Below are 17,710 nucleotides of genomic sequence, written 5' to 3'. Positions count from 1 at the left end.
GGCTAACACGTAATTAGCAGGTGATTCATGCTTTAACCTCTGTTGCGACTATCTAGAGCGACACTGCTAAAGATCGCGCCAGTTAATATTAACTAAATACCTTTTTAAACGCCTCTTTATAACTACGTGATAGCTTTAACTTAGTGCCTGATTTAAAAGAAATCTCGCCATCACCGCTTGGTAGGTAGCTGATACTCTCAATTTCATTATGATTAATAGCATGGCTACGGTGAATACGGCTAAAACCCAAGGTTTCTATTCGATTGACTATGTTAGCCAAGGTCGACCGCAATGGGTATATCCGCCCCTTACTGTGTAGGTTGACATAATTGCCACAGGACTCAAGCCACTCAATATCGGAGACTTTAACTAGAAATTCTTTATCCAATTTTTTTACTAGAAAATGTTTGGGGATTTTATTCCCTTCCTCTTTATCAGCTTGCTCTTCATTTTCAGCAATCGGACTGGCTTCGCCTTTAAGACGACTATAGATGTACTGCACCATATGAAAGATGAAGAAAAAGAACAGATAGCCCCTGGCATCTTTTCGATACTCATACCAAAGCTCCCTAGATATAGAACCGAAGTCATAGTTGCCACTATTGATAAAATACACGCCCTCTCGAATGGTAATCATGATAAGAACGTGCGCTAAAGAGAAAAGTATTGAGCCAATTAAATGAGTTAGCAGTTGCTTTTTTATCTCTATAAGACGTGGAGGATAACGTTTAAAAAGCCAAATTATTGCCGGAAATATGCACAAGGTAGCTAACGCACTACTGAACTCCCAAGTAAAAGGTTCCCATAACGAAATACTTGGCTCGCCATGACGGCTGTGTTCCATCCAAACAGTAGAAGCGTTAATAATACTATTGATAAACAAGTAGACACCCACCACAAAGTAGCCGTAGAGGGTTTTATTTTTTTCTATTTGTTCAAATTGAGTGCTATTCATTTATCCCACTATTCCACCGTTTATCCCTAAAGCCAGTCATCATAAGCACTTAGGTGTTTTTCAACAAGAAGGTTTTTGTCAAACTGTTTGGTAAAATCTTAATGGAGAAAGGCATGACTTACAATAATAATGAACGTCACTATGATATTGACTGGTTAAGAACGTTGGCATTTGGCGTATTAATTTTATACCACGTTGGTATGTACTATGTAACCGACTGGGGTTGGCATATAAAAAGCGAAGCAACATCGACAATATTACAAGATATTATGATATTAACTAATCCGTGGCGAATGTCGCTGTTATTTTTTATTGGCGGCATTGCCTTGGCATTAGTACAACCACGATATTCGGCTTTGCACTTGACTAAATCACGAACCTCACGATTATTAATTCCGTTACTTTTTGGTATGTTTGTTATTGTTGTGCCCCAGATTTACTACGAAGCGCTAAGTCAGAATTTAATAGTCCCTGGGTATTTAAGCTTTTGGCATAGCTACATCAATCCCAATACAGACTTACTACGCGATCACCACACCATAATAGGTTTACTCACCTGGAATCACTTATGGTTTTTACCTTATTTATGGGTATATAGCCTTATCTTTATCATATTAAAATCACCACTTAATAAATTAGCCAATAGTAAATTACTTAAGAATATACCAGCAACATTAGCTTTTTCGATGGCTGTTTTAGCCTTAACTTTTGTTTGGTTTATGCTTCGACAAGACTATCCGCCCACTAATGCATTAATTAACGATTGGTATAATCACGGAAAATACTTATTAGTTTTCACCCTAGGTTATTTCTTTGTCTTACAGAAATTCTGGTGGAAATTTGTTATTGATAAGCGACTAATTTTACTGGTAGTAGCAATTTTAGCGTACATTCTCATCATTGCAGACAGACACGATGCTTTTACGGCTCTAGCGAGTCAGTTCGAGACTAACCTACAAGTTAAACTATTTTATGGCTTCATTTTCTCAATAAATCACTGGGCATGGTTATTTTGTGTGGTCGGCTTCGCCGGTTTCTACCTTAACCGACCAAGTCCAATACTAAGTTATGCAACAAAGGCTATTTTACCCTGGTACATTTTGCACCAGACCTTAATTATTGTTTTCGCCTGGTGGTTAAAACCCTTGCTGTTAAATTCGCTATTAGAAGCAATGTTATTACTTTCAATGACAGTTGCCGGTTGTTTGATTGGATATGAAGTGATTCGACGGGTAAATATTTTACGCCTGCTTTGTGGTATGAAAACAGTTAAAAAAAAGTACTCCATACAATGGCGATTTCAAAGTAAACGGTCTATTTAGCGACAAGACAACAGCGCTAATAAAGGCCTGTTGTCAACTAAAGACACTAAACTTATACTAGCTCAGAGACGAGTTCCTACTTTTAAAAGTAAGAACTTGTGAATCATTGGTAAGTTATAAGCCAGGTTTCCTACCTATCACCTATCAAATATATTTTGAAGATGTAGTAGATGTATAAAATACTTTTCACTTATTCTGGGATTCTCTCCCAGTGCCTTTCGCCAACGATTTTTGGCTAAAGGCACTAAAACAAATTAATCAAAAGTAAGCTTATGACCGGCTTTGTCTACTTTAGCTTTAAGATAATCTTCATTGCCGTCTTTAAGATGAGTAGAAGTATTGACTTCTTTTTCAACCGTCAGGCCATAATCTGTCAATGCTTTTACTTTAATTGGATTATTGGTCATTAACTTTAGAGTACTTATCTTAAGCGCTTCAAGCATTTGTCCAGCTTCAGTGAAGTCTCTTAAGTCATCACCAAAACCTAAATGGTTATTCGCTTCGTAGGTATTCATGCCTTCAGATTGCAGCTTATACGCATCAATCTTATTATATAAACCGATACCGCGCCCTTCTTGGCGTAGATAAAGGATCACACCACCTTCTGCAGCCATTAGATTAATAGCTTCATCAAGTTGCTCACCACAATCACAGCGAGAAGAATGAAAGACATCACCGGTTAAACATTCAGAGTGAATTCTAACCAGAGGGACTTTCTGTGATTTATCGGCCTGAGCAAAAACTAAGGCAACATGCTCTTTATCAGAATTAAGCGCTTTAAATGACACCATTTCTGCTGGGATGTCACTGTTAGAACCAACCTTTAATGAAATTCTTGTACGTACTTCAGCCATAGCTATTACTTATCTACTAACCTAAAATGAGTTGTTTATTTATCAATTATACCAGCGAATAGTTTCGCTGGCTTTAATTATAGAGATTATACCCTAAACCACTTTACTGGTAAGACCTTTTGTCGACAATTTTACTCTTACTTATGCTTACCACGAATAGGATAAGATAGGACAAGATACGATAGTTATTAACTTGATTTATCAACCAGCCTACTCCATTCAGAAAATATAAAAATTAAGGTACTTTAACGTTTTGAATTATTTAGCTCATCTATATTTCGCTCAAGCTAATGCAGATTCTCATTTCGGTAACCTGTTAGGGGATTTTGGCGGCAAAATTCATGCTCAACAGTTATCTACAGCAGTGAAAAAAGGCTTAGAGAACCACTATCTGGTTGACAGATTTACCGATAGCCACGCTTTAGTAAAACAAGCTAAATATTTGTTTTCAGTACCGCGCAGAAGGTTTGCCGGTATTGCCTTAGATGTACTTTTTGATCATTTCCTTATACGGCATTGGTCAAGCTTTCATAAAATACCCTTGAGCCAGTTTAAACAAAGCAGTTATGCCTTACTCAATGAAAATATTAGCTTTATGCCTAGTAAAATGCAGCAAGTAGTTACGCGCATGACAAAAAATGATTGGTTTAAAGAATATGAAACGATTGAAGGCATAGGTTTTGCGCTAGATAATATTGCCAAGCGCATTCGCTTTGCTAATCAATTTAGTGGTAGCATTGAAGATATAACTCGACACTATGTTGAATTAGAGCTTGTGTTTTTAGCTTTTTTTCCTGACTTGATTGAGCATGTAAATAAACATGGCCTAGAGACTAAATCATTGAACCGAAGCTCGGCTTAACAAATACCTATCTAGCCACTATTTCTTCATCTTTCTACGTTAAATTCATATGTAAAGACCATTTATTCTAGAACAACAACAACAACAACAACAACAACAACAACAACAACAACTGCGGGTAAGCTTTTAGGGTTAAGTTCCATCATTTACACAACCTCATGACAGCGATGATTAAAAAAGGCAATTCATTTTAAGTCTACAGTTAACACCGACTTGGTATAAACTAGCTAGGTCCTAATAATGTAGAAAATACTATGTATCCTTTGAATTATGTCGAACCTGTATTTCGTCCACCAAGTGAGTGGAAAAGTCTAATATTACAAGTCACTAATGGCTGCTCATGGAACAAGTGTTCATTTTGCGACATGTACACCAGTGAAAATAAGAAATTCAAACCTAAGAAAGTTGACTTGATAGAGCAAGAAATTATTAAAGTGGCTGAATCAGGCATAAAAACTGGCCGAGTGTTTCTTGCTGATGGCGATGCCATGATGTTGCCTTTTAAGCGTTTAAAAGAAATTCTCGAATTAATAGAACTGCACTTGCCGCAAGTAACTCGAGTATCTAGTTACTGCCTGCCACGAAACCTCAGGAATAAAACCGTTGAACAATTAGCTGAACTTAAAAACTTAGGCTTGAAGTTAATGTATATCGGCTGTGAAAGTGGTGACGATGAGGTACTGGCATTAATTGAAAAAGGCGAGACTTACCAAAGCTCATTAATCGCCCTTAATAAAATAAAAAAAGCGGGCATGAAAAGTTCAGTAATGATTTTAAATGGTCTCGGCGGCCCTGAATTATCTAGGCAACATGCCATCAACTCAGCCAAACTGATGAACGAAGCGCAACCTCACTTTTTATCAACATTAGTAGTGTCTTTCCCACTAGGTGAAGTACGCTTTGCTGAAAAGTTTACTCAAGCATCATTAAAACCTTTTCGTCAGCTAACCCAGCAAGAGTTATTTAGTGAAATGGAAGTACTGTTATCAGAGTTAGATTTAGAAACAACTATTTTTCGCTCTGATCATGCATCAAACTACCTAGTACTCAAGGGAGTATTAGGCAATGATAAAGCAGCGCTTTTGGGCCAAGTAAGACATGCACTGCAACAGCCCAGTGATGCCAATTTAAGACAAGAGTGGCAACGAGGTTTATAAAGACTTTTATTCCTTGAAAATATAAGACACCGAGTGCTACCTAGCTCTACTAGTAGTAAATACTCAAAACGATTAGTTGCTAGGTAAGGCTTGGGTTTGATAAATATTCGAATTGAGTTGTTCTATATCACCGAATAACAGCTCATTATTTGTTATATCAAAATGTGCTGTTTCGGTGAGAGTGAGTGTTGTTAAAACATTAGTTATCTCAGAGTAACCTTGTATTTGTCCTTGAATATTACGCTCAAACCAAAACCACAATGGACCTCTTTTAGCTAAATTAAATTGCCGACCGTTGATTAAGTTTTTTGCGGATATTTTTTGACTGATAACGGCTATTGGTAACTCGCCAGAGAACAGTTTATTTTCTTGGTCAAGCCAAAGGTTATTATCTGCGGTTATTTGATATTGAATAAATTGCCATTTTTTATCTTCAGCTAAAACTTCACCTGAATTTAGCTGGTAATAATAGACCTGCCACTGAGCGTTTACCTTCATGCTATAACTAATCGTCTCAGCGGATTTAAATGAAACACCTTGAATCTGCGCCTGCGGTATTTTAAGCCGTTCAAACAACCCTGTCGAAGAGTTAATCAAGTGGATTTCATTTAATGTTAACGCAACTAAATAATTGCCATCGGGCGACCAGAGTAAATCAACATAATGACGACTATCATTAAACTGGGTAAGCTTCTTGCGTTGCTTACTTTCACTATCCGTTAACCAAACTTCTTCATTGCCCGATGCTAAACCAATATAGGCTATTTGATTATTATGATGGGCAAATACGGCTAAACGCTCATCGACTGAATCATTAACAATAACTCGCTCTTTTTTAGTCGATAAGTCGATTAAATGTACATTATAATTATCTTTGCCTGATGAAAATAAATAATCAGTTTCATTTACATGCCGACGTGGACTTCTTATTTGTCTGCTACCTGAGTGCACAACTTGTTTATCATGTCCGGTTAAGTCATAACTCAGTAACTGGTGTGCTGGATGCTCCCCCATCAAAACAACTCTAGCGCCTGAATGACTCCAAATACCACAACAAATATAAGCATTTTGTTTAAATAATAACGTCAACTCATCGGTTTCTAGGTCAAGAGAGTAAAAGCCTTCCCATTGTTGTTTATCTGGGGATGAAATTAATAATTTATTTTCTGTTGGGTGCAAGTCAAATTGAAAATTGCCGCCTAAAAACCTTTCAGGTTGATTTAAGCGTTTTATCTGATCGTTGGTTAAATTAAGTTCAAATAACGAATAGGGGGTATTCCCCCCGGAATTTTCAGCATAAATTAAGCGGTTATTATCATGGCTAAAGGCTATTTTTCCATAACTACCCGCAGGACAGTTATGGATTAACTGTGGCTCTCCAAGTTCAAGACCGTTTACGGTTCGAATATAATATTGGCATTGCTGTGGCGTTGCGGCTAAATAAACAATTAATTTACCATCGCTACTCCAACTTGCTGGCCCTACCCCAATATTTTCTCCGTGAGAAATTTCGATCATAGCCTCATCAACAACATTTTTAATGATCAAATGCATTTGGTCATTTTTTACCGACATATAAGCAACACGAGTACCGTCAGGAGAGAAGTCCGGATACACTTCATCGCCCGCATCAGTTGTTAATACTTTTGTATGCGTAGAAACAGTTGGCGATTTTTGACCTTGCTGCCACAGGTTATAAAAGCTAATAATCAATATTATAATAACCAGAGCAGTGATATATGTTGTCCGGCGATCTTTAGTTTTAGTTGGGTTTGGCTCTGCAAAAGTAACTTTAGATAAGACCTCTGCGTTAGTCTCTTCCTGTACTATTGATATAGATTTTTCATGAATTTGAGTCTTAGTCTCTACCGGCGGAACAGCTTGTAAATCGGCTTCATTTATTGGCTTCACGTTAGCAATAAACTTATAGCCTTTTTTGGGAAAAGTAGCGATAAATTTAGGTTGTCTGGCATCATCATTAAAAACTTTACGCAGCTTAGTAATTAACTTACTCACGGCATTATCGCTAACAATTCGTCCTAACCAGACTTGTTCGATAAGCAGATCTTTACTGACAATTAGATCTGTGTTTTGACAAAAGTAGCTTAATAAAGCCACCATCATCGGCTCTAATTGCACACACTCGTTTGTCGATGTTAAAGTTTGTTGTTGATCACAAAAAACAAATTGTGCTATTTGCCAACGCATGCAAATGCCCATAAATAGGATAAGTAGCTGGAAAATAGCATATACCAGCGTATTGGTCATCAAAAGTCACAAAAAGTCACAGGCTTTTCACGTCAATTATCTCTCATTGCTCTACCATTTTAGCCCTAATAAATTCAAAGACACTTGGTATCATCCTAAGGCTTATTAATGAACAAAGCACAGCAAAAAATCGAGTATGCAACCCCTCCCCTGTTTCGTTATTTATCTATAGTTATATTATTAACGTTCCTATTTGCCTTGCCAAAGGCTCAAGCAGAAGAAGGCATAGAAACTACAGCTATAAAAAAAACATTTATGACACCTTTATTGTTATCTCAAGTAAATATTAGCAACAGTGCTGACACCTTAACTTTACTCAATAAAAAACAATTTCATCAACAGCTTTTATTGCTGGCAAAACAACTTAGTGCTGCAACAATAAATCAGCAAAGTATGTTTAATAAAATTGCCTTACTATCCATTTTAACAAAGCACAAAACTCTACTTGAAACCGTCGCTGAACATAAAAATGCTATCTCGTATTCTCATTATGCTTTACATAGTAAAACTCAACTAAAACTTGAACAGTTAGTGGCTGAAAAATCAGAGCTAAATCCATTCATAAAAACCTTAACTAATGATTTTTCTCAGTCATTAGTGTTGATGGATGATGAGGCATTATTTCAAAAAACCAGTGCATTAAACTGGTCGGTATTACGTGCGCAAGATTATGTTCATAATGTATTTGAACGCTACCAGAATTTAGCTGAACTTAACGTTAAACAAGCGGTAGACTTAATTGTTAATGCCCACCTTTATCACGTACTTTCAAAAGTGCTGCCCGTTAGTGATAAATTATTGGCTATTGAGAATAATAAACGTTATGACATTCAAGCTGACACCCTTATTACTACACCGGACGGCATTGAATTATCAGCGACAATAGTTAGGAAAAAAAATACTAAAGGTAAGCTGCCGACGGCACTGCAATTTACTATTTATGCTGACGAGTCCGCCCATATAAAAACAGCTACTCATGCCGCTGCCCATGGTTATGTTGGCATTGTGGCAAACTCTAGAGGTAAACGTTCAAGTACTAATGAAATATCCCCTTGGGAGTTTGATGGTGAAGATGCAAGACGTGTTATTGATTGGGCCAGCAAGCAGAGTTGGAGCAATGGTGACGTTGTTATGTACGGCGGCAGTTATAATGGCTTTACCCAGTGGGCTGCGGCAAAAAAAATGCATCCCGCGTTAAAAGCAATGGCACCTTATGCCGCGGCAAGTTTGATCACTGGTTTGCCTTATGAAAATAATATCCTGTTAACGGGTAATTACCCTTGGGCATTTCATGTCACCAATAATAAAACCATGGATAATAGTGTTTATAGTGATTGGCAAAGCAGTGAAAATCTACAAAAGACATTGTTTGAAAGTGGTCGTGCCATTAAAGATATTGACAAGATTGACGGTAAAGCTAATCCTTGGTTTCAAAAATGGTTAGAGCATCCTAGCTTCGATAGTTATTATCAAAAAATGGTGCCTTATCAAACCGATTATACCGACATTAATATCCCTGTACTGAGCGTGACAGGCTATTTTGATGGCGGCCAGATTTCTTCGTTAGACTATTTAAAGCGGCATTATAAATACAATAAAAATGCTAACCATTCCTTGCTCATTGGCCCATACGGCCATATTAGCGCACAAAGAAAACCTCGCTCACATTACAGTAATTATCAACTGGATGAAGTCGCTTTAGAAAAAGATACCGATGAAGTGGTTTTTGCCTGGTTTGATCATCTACTGTTTAATAAAGAGCAACCAAAACTTGTGCAAGACAAAGTTAATTATCAATTAATGGGCAGCAATACATGGCGCCATAGCAAGTCACTGGATGAGCTGAATAAACAGTCAATCGCTTTTTATCTTGCATCATCTGTCGATGATGATGGGCATTTTACTTTATTAACCAGCCCAGAAAAGCAAAGCACTTTTGTTTCACAAACTGTCGATATGACCAACAGAACAACAGAGCATAACCGTGCACCTTGGCCTATTATACAAAAAAAGTTAAATGAGCCTAACGGCATTGTCTATATAACAGAAGCATTTGAATCGACTCAAGAACTAGCAGGTGCAATCACCGGAACTTTTGAAATTTCAGTGAATAAAAAAGATGTTGATATTGGCTATAATTTTTATGAAATAGATAAGGATGGCGAAGTTTTTCATTTCAATACTTATCGAAGTAGAGCAAGCTTTGCTAACGACATGAGTAAACGCAAATTATTGATACCAAATAAGAAAACCTCTATCCCAATTATCAACGCCAGAATGACGGCTAAGCTGATCAACAAAGGTAGTCGATTAGTCATTGTGCTTAACATCAATAAAAATGTAGATGCGCAAGTTAACCTAGGATCAGGAAAATATGTCAATGAAGAAACCCTTAAAGATGCTGGAGAGCCGCTGAAAATAAAGTGGTTTAACGACAGTAAAATTAATATTCCTTTAAAACCATGGACAGGTGATTAACCCACCTCTTTAATCGACTAAAAATTAGAGAAGAAGTGAGGCCTTGAAAGCATCACTTTTTGTTGTCATTCAACAAAACCTTTTTCCAATAATTCTGTTTATCTAAAAAATAATCTTATCCAACACTCAACTTATGCTACTCAACCATGGATTTCGTTCATTAGACGTATTTGAATTTCTCACGATTAATAAGCTTGCTATGGTGAGTGAAATGAGAAAAATAACAATAGGAACATCATGAAAGCATTAAATATGGTATTAAGTAAAAAATTAATGAAAACCTCTACGCTGATAGGGCTTACATTAACTACCCTAGTATCCACTCAAATTTCTGCACAAACCCAGGTAATTCATGCTGGTAAAGTATTAACAATTCCGGGTAAAGCGCCTTTAACTAAACAAACAATTGTCGTTAAAAATGGCGTAATTACCGCAGTTAAATCGGGCTTTATATCAGCAAACAAAATCGCTAAAGATGCACAATTAGTTGATTTATCTACCAGCTTTGTAATGCCTGGGCTGATGGATATGCATGTGCACTTACAAGGCGAATTAGGTCCTAACAATGACAGTGAAAAACTAAAAATGTCTGATGCAGACAAACTGGTTAAAAGTGCCTATTTTGCTAAAAAAACCTTGATGGCCGGCTTTACCACCGTTAGAGATTTAGGTGGCAACGCCGAGCAAAGTTATGCTCTACGTGATGGTATTGCTAAAGGTTACCTTCAAGGACCAAGAATTATTGCCGCTGGCAGTAATGTTGCCGTAACTGGAGGTCATGGCGATGTTGATGGCATGAGCCCTGCTCTGTTAGAAATGCATACAGCTAAAACTGTCTGTGATGGCCCTTATGATTGTCGTCGTGCTACTCGCCGAGCAATTAAGTTTGGTGCTGATGTGATAAAAATAACCTCTACTGGTGGCGTATTGTCAGATACAGACACAGGTACAGGCCAACAAATGGCTGATGATGAATTAAGAGAAGTAATAGACTCTGCTCATGCCTTAGGCAGAAAAGTCGCCAGTCATGCCCATGCTGCAGCGGGCATAAACGCCGCGTTAAGAGCCGGTGTTGATAGTATTGAACATGGCAGTTACGCTAATGAAGAAAGTATTAAACTGTTCAAAGAAACTGGCGCTTATTTAGTGCCTACCCTGATGGCCGGTGATACCGTGGTAAATTTAGCAAAAAACACCAACTTTATGTCGCCAGCGATTAGTGCCAAGGCCATTCGCGTCGGTGGAGATATGATTGAGAACTTTAAACGTTCATATAAATCCGGAGTAAAAATAGCTTACGGCACTGATAGCGGTGTTTCTAAACATGGTAATAACGGTAAAGAAGCTGTGTTGATGTTCAACGCTGGCATGAAACCACAAGATATATTAAAAACAGCAACGGTGAATGCCGCTGACTTAATAGGTAAATCAGACTCGTTAGGTACTATTGAGGCGGGTAAAATGGCCGACATTATTGCCATGGATAACAGTCCATTAATCGATATTAAAGAATTGCTGGGTGTCGATTTTGTCATGAAATCTGGCGTTATTGTCAAAAACTAAAGCTAATCAAATTTCCTCTTAAAAAAGGCTGACATCCACCAATGAAAGTAGCGGTAGATGTTCGCCGATATATTAACTTTATTTAAGCTTTGTCTGACAATATTGATCGCCATAATAGTTGTTTGAGTAGTTACAAATAAGTCCTGTTTTTTTGGTGCTAGTTAATTTTAACTTTGATTTAAAAGTATTTATTACAGTACTAACTATATGATTAATGATATTTTTCATTTTAGTTCACCTTCTTTTTTATGATGATGTTAGTGTGCCCCATCATGATCCTTCAGTAAATTTAACAATATTGAAGATAGTGTTCTATATAACTGAACTAGCTCATCGGTACTAAGATAAAAACTAAGCCAAGCTACATTTATTGGTTAATTGTTCAGTAAAAATATCTTGTAGCATAGTTAACTCATTGGTTCTGACATAATTGGGCCTGATCACTAAGGCAATGGTTCTATGTGGGCCAGGTTCATTTAAGTGAATAGCCCTAATTTCTGATTCGTTATAGGTTAGTTGATCTAAAGCCATTTGTGGTACTAGTGTCGTACCAAGTTTGCCAGCAACCATTTGAATTAATGTATGTAAACTGGCGGAGTCAAAATCTGTATCTTGTTTTTTGTTTTGCAAACTACACGCCGCTAAGGCGTGCTCTTTTAAACAATGACCATCTTTTAATAGCATTAACTTATCTATTTCTAACTCATCACTGCTAATTTCCTGAACTTTATCCGGGCATTCATCTTTATGACAGACCCAGTAAAAATCCTCATGCCAAAAATCAAAACTCATCAACCCCTCAATTGGATAAGGCAATGCCAGAACAGCTGCATCAATCTCGCCAATGCGCACCTTTTCCACTAAAACATGTGACTGTTCTTCAATGATTTTTAATTTAAAGTTTGGATATTGCTTTCTAACCTCAGGTAATACTTTAGGTAACAGGTAAGGACCAATTGTTGGGATCACCCCGATAGTCATAGGGCTGACAAAAGGTTTTTTATTGCTTTGCGCTATGTGTAAAAGCTCGTCTAACTCTAGCTTCACCTGTTTGGCTTTATTAAGTATCAATTGACCGTCATTGGTGACTAATACCTGCTTATTATTACGTTCAAAGACTGCTACCCCTAATTGCTTTTCAAGCTCAGTAATGGCGGTGCTTAAAGCCGATTGCGAGACATTGCATGCCTCTGCCGCCTTTTTAAAGTGTAAGGTTTTTTCAATAGCTAATGCATAGTGCAGTTGTTTTAATGAGATCATATTTTGTGAGTACTTAGTGATAATTTAATATCTATTTTTTTAGAACATAAAAGTGATTTTAATCAGAAATACCAAACTAGTCATTATTTTTAGTATGAGAAAAATAGAAGCTTATCTTCAAGTTAATCAAATATTCAAATGCCGCGGCTTTCCTTATGATTTATATAAATTTATTTATCACTAATTAAAAACAGGGGAAAAACATGTTAAAGAAAACACTTCCTATTGCAACGGCTATATCAGTAGCGCTCTCATCAATGATACTGCCGACACAAGTATTGGCAGCCAGTGAAACAAAAACTAATCAATTCTGGTGGCCTGAACAACTAAACCTATCGCCACTGCGTCAACATGGCGCTGAATCCAACCCTTACGGCGAAAAATATAATTATGCCAAAGAGTTTGCCAGCCTTGATTTAACCCAACTTAAAAAAGATATTCAAAGCACACTTACTGACTCAAAAGCTTGGTGGCCTGCAGACTGGGGCCATTATGGTCCATTAATGATACGCATGGCATGGCACAGTGCCGGTGTTTATCGCGTGCACGATGGCCGCGGTGGCGCATCTGGCGGACAACAACGATTCGATCCACTAAATAGTTGGCCAGACAATGCTAATTTAGATAAAGCGCGTCGTTTATTATGGCCGGTTAAACAAAAATACGGTCGTCAACTTTCTTGGGCTGATTTAATGGTACTTTCAGGCAATGTCGCCCTTGAGTCTATGGGTTTTAAAACCTTTGGTTTTGCTGGTGGTAGAACCGATGATTGGGAACCCGATTTAGTTTATTGGGGACCTGAAGCCGCCATGCTTACTGATGAACGTCGCGATAAAAAGGGTAAACTAAAAGGCCCATTAGCAGCGGTAGAAATGGGCTTAATTTATGTTAATCCTGAAGGCCCACATGGTAACCCTGATCCACTGTTAGCTGCTAAAGATATTAGAATGTCATTTGGCCGTATGGCAATGAATGATGAAGAAATAGTGGCTTTACTTGCTGGTGGTCATACTTTGGGTAAGGCACATGGCGCGAAAAAACCGAGTAAATGTGTTGGCGCAGAGCCAGCAGCAGCGACTATTGAAGACCAAGGCTTAGGCTGGAAAAATAAATGTGGCACTGGTGTTGGTGCAGATACTATCACCAGTGGCTTAGAAGGCGCTTGGACGGTTACCCCGACAAAGTGGTCATCTAATTACTTAGACAATCTAATGAACTTTAATTGGGTACTAACAAAAAGCCCAGCCGGAGCAAAGCAGTGGATTCCTGATAATAAAGCAGCGGCTAATTTAGTGCCCGATGCTCACATCCCTAATAAGCGTAACGCTCCTATTATGTTCACTACTGATATTGCTTTAAAGGAAGATCCTAGCTTTCGTAAAATTGTTGAGCGTTTTAGAAAAGACCCTGCTCAATTTGATAAAGCCTTTGCTAAAGCTTGGTTTAAGTTAACCCACAGAGATATGGGACCTAGAGCTAGGTATGTCGGCACAGAAGTACCAAGTGAAGTATTAACTTGGCAAGACCCTATTCCGGCGGTAAAACACCCGCTTATTACCAACAAAGAGATCAACAAGCTTAAACAGCAAGTTGTAAATTCCGGCTTAACTACTGCGGAGTTAGTCAGAACTGCTTGGGCGGCAGCGTCGAGTCATAGAGTTACTGATATGCGTGGTGGTGCCAATGGTGCTCGCATTAACCTTGCACCGCAAAACAACTGGCGGGTAAATAACCCAAAAGAGTTAAACAAGGTATTAGCTAAACTTGAAATTATTCAGGAGAAATACAATAAAACATCGTCTTCGAGCCAAGTATCGCTGGCTGATTTAATCGTTTTAGCTGGCGCTGCCGCAATCGAAAATGCCGCCAAGCAAGCTGGTACTCAAGTAACCGTGCCATTTTTTCCTGGTCGTGCTGATGCGAGCCAAGCACAAACTGATGTTAAATCGTTTAATTACTTAGCGCCGAAAGCTGATGGCTTCCGTAATTTCTTTACCGATGAAAGCTACATGTCACCAGCAGAAATGTTAGTGGATAAAGCCAACTCACTTGGTTTAAATGTGCCTGAAATGACAGTACTTGTTGGCGGTATGCGTTCGCTTGATGCCAACTATGACGGCTCATCTTACGGAGTATTCACCAATACCCCGGGAAAATTGAGCAATGACTTCTTTGTAAACTTACTTGATATGGCTACCGTGTGGAGTAAAGATGAGTATAAGGTTGGGGTTTATCTTGGCCATGACCGTGTTTCAGGAAAATTAAAGTGGCAAGCCACCCCTGTCGATTTAATTTTTGGCTCTAGCTCAGAATTAAGAGCCATCGCTGAAGTGTACGCCTCAAACGATGCCGAGAAGAAGTTCATTAATGACTTTATTGCCGCTTGGGTTAAAGTCATGCAGTTAGATCGCTTTGACTTAAAATGAGTTTAAACTAAGGTCGGGATGAAATTAAAGTTGAAATGAGTTTAAGGATAATTAAAATTTACCTTAACTTATTTCCTTTAAAAATTGCCTAACGAAAAAGCAAGTAACAGCCTTGACAGTACTCGCTTTAAAGACATAAATTTAACAACCATCTATAGTTCATATTAAGAGGAAGAGGGAAATAAAGAGGCCTAACTAATTTTAGAAGTAGGCGAAGTGACTTAAAGGTTGAAACTACTACTGTATTCTTTAGTCTTGGTGACGCCTATAAATAGCGTTATCAAGAAAGTAGCCATAAAAGTTATGAAACTAGTTAAGCTTTTACCACCAGCAAGACACCGCATGTGGCTAATATACTACTTGATAATCGATTCAGAGCACGCCGAGCCAGGTATCCCTTAAACAAATGACCAGCTTTACCGCCAGCACAGGCATAGGCACTCAGCACACCACCAACAGCAATGGTTGAAATAAACAAAATAACAACGACTTCATACAGTCCAATACTTGATAGCTCAATAAACGCAGGGAAGAAACCTAAGTAAAATAAAATGGCCTTTGGGTTAGCCAGACCAATACATAAACCAACAAAGATATTGGCGATTAAGCTTTCTGATTGAAACTCTACTCTTTGGGTGAGCACTATATCGGCTTGCCAAGTACGATAAGCCAACCATAACAAATAGCTGGCCCCTAAATACTTAAGCCATGCAGTAAACTCGCCTAACAAAGAGACAAGTGTTGATAGACCAGTCAATGCTAAGCATATGAAAACATAGTCGGCAATCACTATACCTAAGGTCACCATTAAGCCATTTTTAGCTCCTGATGATATTGAGCGTGAAATAACAGCCATAACACTGGGTCCTGGAATTAGGGCTGATATCGACATCGCAAAAAAAAGCGCTATGCCTGACATAAGGGTCATAACATTACCTTAAGTTGAGTTGAGTTTTTTAAAATTGGGCTTAACTGAATCTGTGGCAGGAGATATTCTATATATTAAAAAAAATATAAAACCATTTAAGCCGTATTAATTTTGCTCGGCAAAATCGATTAGCGTTTGACCAGACATACGATAGCCGACCCATTCATCTTGTGATTTGGCGCCAATGGACTGGTAAAAGTCACGTGATGGGGTATTCCAATCAAGACAGCTCCATTCAAACCGGCCGCAGCCTTTTTCTAAGGCAATTTGTGCCATTTTTTTCAGTAATAATTTACCTGCCCCCTTGCCGCGATGTTCAGGTGAAACATAAAGATCCTCCAAATAAAGGCCTGGTTTTGCTAACCAAGTTGAATAGTTATAAAAATAAATAGCGATACCCACAGGTTTTCCTCCTTGCTCACAAATCAATGCATTAACATGACTATCTTTTGAAAAAATTGTTTCTTCGATAGTTAGTTCCGTGGCATGCACTTCATGCTCAGCTTTTTCATAAGCCGCTAGCTCTTTAATAAAATGTAAAACCTGTTTGCTATCTGCAGCTACAGCTGAACGAATTGATAATTGATTCACGTATGACTCCGTTGTTGTTCATGGCTAATTGATTTTTTACTTTTGATTATTGGCGCTATCATAGCGCCTGTAGTACTATGACAACAGTGCATTATATTCATATAAACATGTGTTAAATTCATAATGAATCTACATCAAATTGATTTAAACCTATTACTTTTATTCGACGCTTTATACCGTTACCGCTCGGTTTCTATGGCAGCTAATGAAATTTTCCTTAGTCAGTCAGCGTTCAGCCATGGGTTATCCCGGCTTAGAAAACGTTTATCCGATGATTTATTTGTCCGTATCAATAACGTTATGGAGCCAACCCCCTTCGCCCATGAATTAGCAAACCATATAACCCCTGCTTTAGCTCAAATTCATAGTGGCTTAAATAGTAGCTTAGTGTTTGATCCCGCCACCAGTGATATAGAATTAACGTTTTCAGCCACCGATTACACTCAATTTAATTTATTACCAAAACTTATCAGCCATATTAGCAAAGTAGCACCTAACATCAGCATCTCTGTGATTCCATGTGAAGAAAAGTCCCCGACAGCAAGACTTGTTACTGGCGAATTAGATTTTGTCTTAGGTTTTAGTCATGAAATTGAAAAATCATCCACCATTGAGCGGCAAACATGGTTAGAAGATAGCTATTGCACCATAGCAAGGAAAAACCACCCTCAACTAACAAATGGCTTAACGCTAGATACCTATTTGGACTTATCTCATGTTCGATTATCACCTTGGGCTGAAAAAAAAGGTATTGTTGATCAGCAGCTAGCTAAACTGGGGCTTAGCCGTCATGTTTCTTTGCAACTACCGAGTATAATGGCTGCCCCATATATCATAGCAAACTCAGATCACCTGCTAACATTTCCACGACTTATGGCCGAACATGTCGCCAAAACTGTCGATATTGAGATCTTCACCCCACCCATTGCCATACCTAACTATCAGCTCAATTTATATTGGCACAAATTAAACAACAGTAAAACCAGTCACCGATGGTTAAGCCAGATAATTAGTCAGTTATAACTTTAGTTTCAGGGCTAGGCAAT

General features: G+C 38.1%; 13 protein-coding genes. 7 read left to right on the top strand and 6 right to left on the bottom strand.

All coding sequences use genetic code 11. The annotated features are described in order from the left end of the window. Positions 1 to 88: 88 nt before the first annotated feature. Positions 89 to 955: a LytR/AlgR family response regulator transcription factor gene (locus GAB14E_RS20050; protein ID WP_033080654.1), complete on the bottom strand. Its 867-nt coding sequence runs from the start codon at positions 953 to 955 to the stop codon at positions 89 to 91. Positions 956 to 1,068: 113 nt separating this feature from the next. Between GAB14E_RS20050 and GAB14E_RS20055 the strand changes: the two genes are divergently transcribed. Next, complete coding sequence (locus GAB14E_RS20055) at positions 1,069 to 2,277, top strand: acyltransferase family protein (RefSeq protein ID WP_033080653.1); 1,209 nt, start codon at positions 1,069 to 1,071, stop codon at positions 2,275 to 2,277. A gap of 254 nt (positions 2,278 to 2,531) precedes the next feature. Here the strand turns inward: GAB14E_RS20055 and ribA are convergent, their stop codons facing one another. Continuing rightward, positions 2,532 to 3,131 (bottom strand): GTP cyclohydrolase II, encoded by a 600-nt coding sequence (gene ribA / locus GAB14E_RS20060; RefSeq protein ID WP_033080652.1) that lies wholly within the window; start codon positions 3,129 to 3,131, stop codon positions 2,532 to 2,534. Positions 3,132 to 3,384: 253 nt separating this feature from the next. Between ribA and GAB14E_RS20065 the strand changes: the two genes are divergently transcribed. Further along, complete coding sequence (locus GAB14E_RS20065; RefSeq protein ID WP_033080651.1) at positions 3,385 to 3,993, top strand: acyl carrier protein phosphodiesterase; 609 nt, start codon at positions 3,385 to 3,387, stop codon at positions 3,991 to 3,993. 254 nt (positions 3,994 to 4,247) lie between these two features. After that, a complete protein-coding gene (locus GAB14E_RS20070) occupies positions 4,248 to 5,150 on the top strand; it encodes a radical SAM protein (protein ID WP_033080650.1) in 903 nt (300 codons plus the stop codon). Between the two features lie 72 nt (positions 5,151 to 5,222). Here the strand turns inward: GAB14E_RS20070 and GAB14E_RS20075 are convergent, their stop codons facing one another. Beyond that, positions 5,223 to 7,358 (bottom strand): winged helix-turn-helix domain-containing protein, encoded by a 2,136-nt coding sequence (locus tag GAB14E_RS20075; RefSeq protein ID WP_033080649.1) that lies wholly within the window; start codon positions 7,356 to 7,358, stop codon positions 5,223 to 5,225. 168 nt (positions 7,359 to 7,526) lie between these two features. Between GAB14E_RS20075 and GAB14E_RS0122480 the strand changes: the two genes are divergently transcribed. Then, complete coding sequence (locus GAB14E_RS0122480; RefSeq protein WP_052093419.1) at positions 7,527 to 9,896, top strand: CocE/NonD family hydrolase; 2,370 nt, start codon at positions 7,527 to 7,529, stop codon at positions 9,894 to 9,896. 273 nt (positions 9,897 to 10,169) lie between these two features. After that, positions 10,170 to 11,459, top strand: coding sequence for a metal-dependent hydrolase family protein (locus GAB14E_RS20080; RefSeq protein WP_052093452.1), 1,290 nt, complete (start codon positions 10,170 to 10,172; stop codon positions 11,457 to 11,459). A gap of 351 nt (positions 11,460 to 11,810) precedes the next feature. Here the strand turns inward: GAB14E_RS20080 and GAB14E_RS20085 are convergent, their stop codons facing one another. Continuing rightward, the gene (locus GAB14E_RS20085; protein WP_033080648.1) at positions 11,811 to 12,719 is read right to left on the bottom strand and encodes a hydrogen peroxide-inducible genes activator; all 909 of its coding nucleotides are present in this window, start codon (positions 12,717 to 12,719) and stop codon (positions 11,811 to 11,813) included. A gap of 203 nt (positions 12,720 to 12,922) precedes the next feature. On the opposite strand from GAB14E_RS20085, the gene katG reads away from it, so the two are divergent. Then, the gene (katG, locus tag GAB14E_RS20090) at positions 12,923 to 15,145 is read left to right on the top strand and encodes a catalase/peroxidase HPI (protein WP_033080647.1); all 2,223 of its coding nucleotides are present in this window, start codon (positions 12,923 to 12,925) and stop codon (positions 15,143 to 15,145) included. 313 nt (positions 15,146 to 15,458) lie between these two features. Here the strand turns inward: katG and GAB14E_RS20095 are convergent, their stop codons facing one another. Both GAB14E_RS20095 and GAB14E_RS20100 read right to left on the bottom strand, forming a co-directional pair. Beyond that, the gene (locus GAB14E_RS20095) at positions 15,459 to 16,073 is read right to left on the bottom strand and encodes a LysE family translocator (RefSeq protein WP_033080646.1); all 615 of its coding nucleotides are present in this window, start codon (positions 16,071 to 16,073) and stop codon (positions 15,459 to 15,461) included. Between the two features lie 105 nt (positions 16,074 to 16,178). After that, a complete protein-coding gene (locus GAB14E_RS20100) occupies positions 16,179 to 16,664 on the bottom strand; it encodes a GNAT family N-acetyltransferase (RefSeq protein ID WP_033080645.1) in 486 nt (161 codons plus the stop codon). Between the two features lie 123 nt (positions 16,665 to 16,787). Here GAB14E_RS20100 and GAB14E_RS20105 point away from each other — a divergent pair, with 123 nt between their 5' ends. After that, positions 16,788 to 17,687: a LysR family transcriptional regulator gene (locus tag GAB14E_RS20105; protein WP_033080644.1), complete on the top strand. Its 900-nt coding sequence runs from the start codon at positions 16,788 to 16,790 to the stop codon at positions 17,685 to 17,687. Positions 17,688 to 17,710: the final 23 nt, after the last annotated feature.

Source organism: Colwellia psychrerythraea (genome assembly GCF_000764185.1).
Classification (GTDB): Bacteria; Pseudomonadota; Gammaproteobacteria; order Enterobacterales; family Alteromonadaceae; genus Colwellia; species Colwellia psychrerythraea_B.
This window is presented reverse-complemented; position numbering and strand designations above follow the sequence as displayed.

Coding starts and splice junctions, on each gene's coding strand:
- GAB14E_RS20050 (WP_033080654.1), bottom strand. CDS start 955: ATGAATAGCACTCAATTTGAACAAATAGAAAAAAATAAAACCCTCTAC.
- GAB14E_RS20055 (WP_033080653.1), top strand. CDS start 1,069: ATGACTTACAATAATAATGAACGTCACTATGATATTGACTGGTTAAGA.
- ribA (WP_033080652.1), bottom strand. CDS start 3,131: ATGGCTGAAGTACGTACAAGAATTTCATTAAAGGTTGGTTCTAACAGT.
- GAB14E_RS20070 (WP_033080650.1), top strand. CDS start 4,248: ATGTATCCTTTGAATTATGTCGAACCTGTATTTCGTCCACCAAGTGAG.
- GAB14E_RS20075 (WP_033080649.1), bottom strand. CDS start 7,358: ATGCGTTGGCAAATAGCACAATTTGTTTTTTGTGATCAACAACAAACT.
- GAB14E_RS0122480 (WP_052093419.1), top strand. CDS start 7,527: ATGAACAAAGCACAGCAAAAAATCGAGTATGCAACCCCTCCCCTGTTT.
- GAB14E_RS20080 (WP_052093452.1), top strand. CDS start 10,170: ATGAAAACCTCTACGCTGATAGGGCTTACATTAACTACCCTAGTATCC.
- GAB14E_RS20085 (WP_033080648.1), bottom strand. CDS start 12,719: ATGATCTCATTAAAACAACTGCACTATGCATTAGCTATTGAAAAAACC.
- katG (WP_033080647.1), top strand. CDS start 12,923: ATGTTAAAGAAAACACTTCCTATTGCAACGGCTATATCAGTAGCGCTC.
- GAB14E_RS20095 (WP_033080646.1), bottom strand. CDS start 16,073: ATGACCCTTATGTCAGGCATAGCGCTTTTTTTTGCGATGTCGATATCA.
- GAB14E_RS20105 (WP_033080644.1), top strand. CDS start 16,788: ATGAATCTACATCAAATTGATTTAAACCTATTACTTTTATTCGACGCT.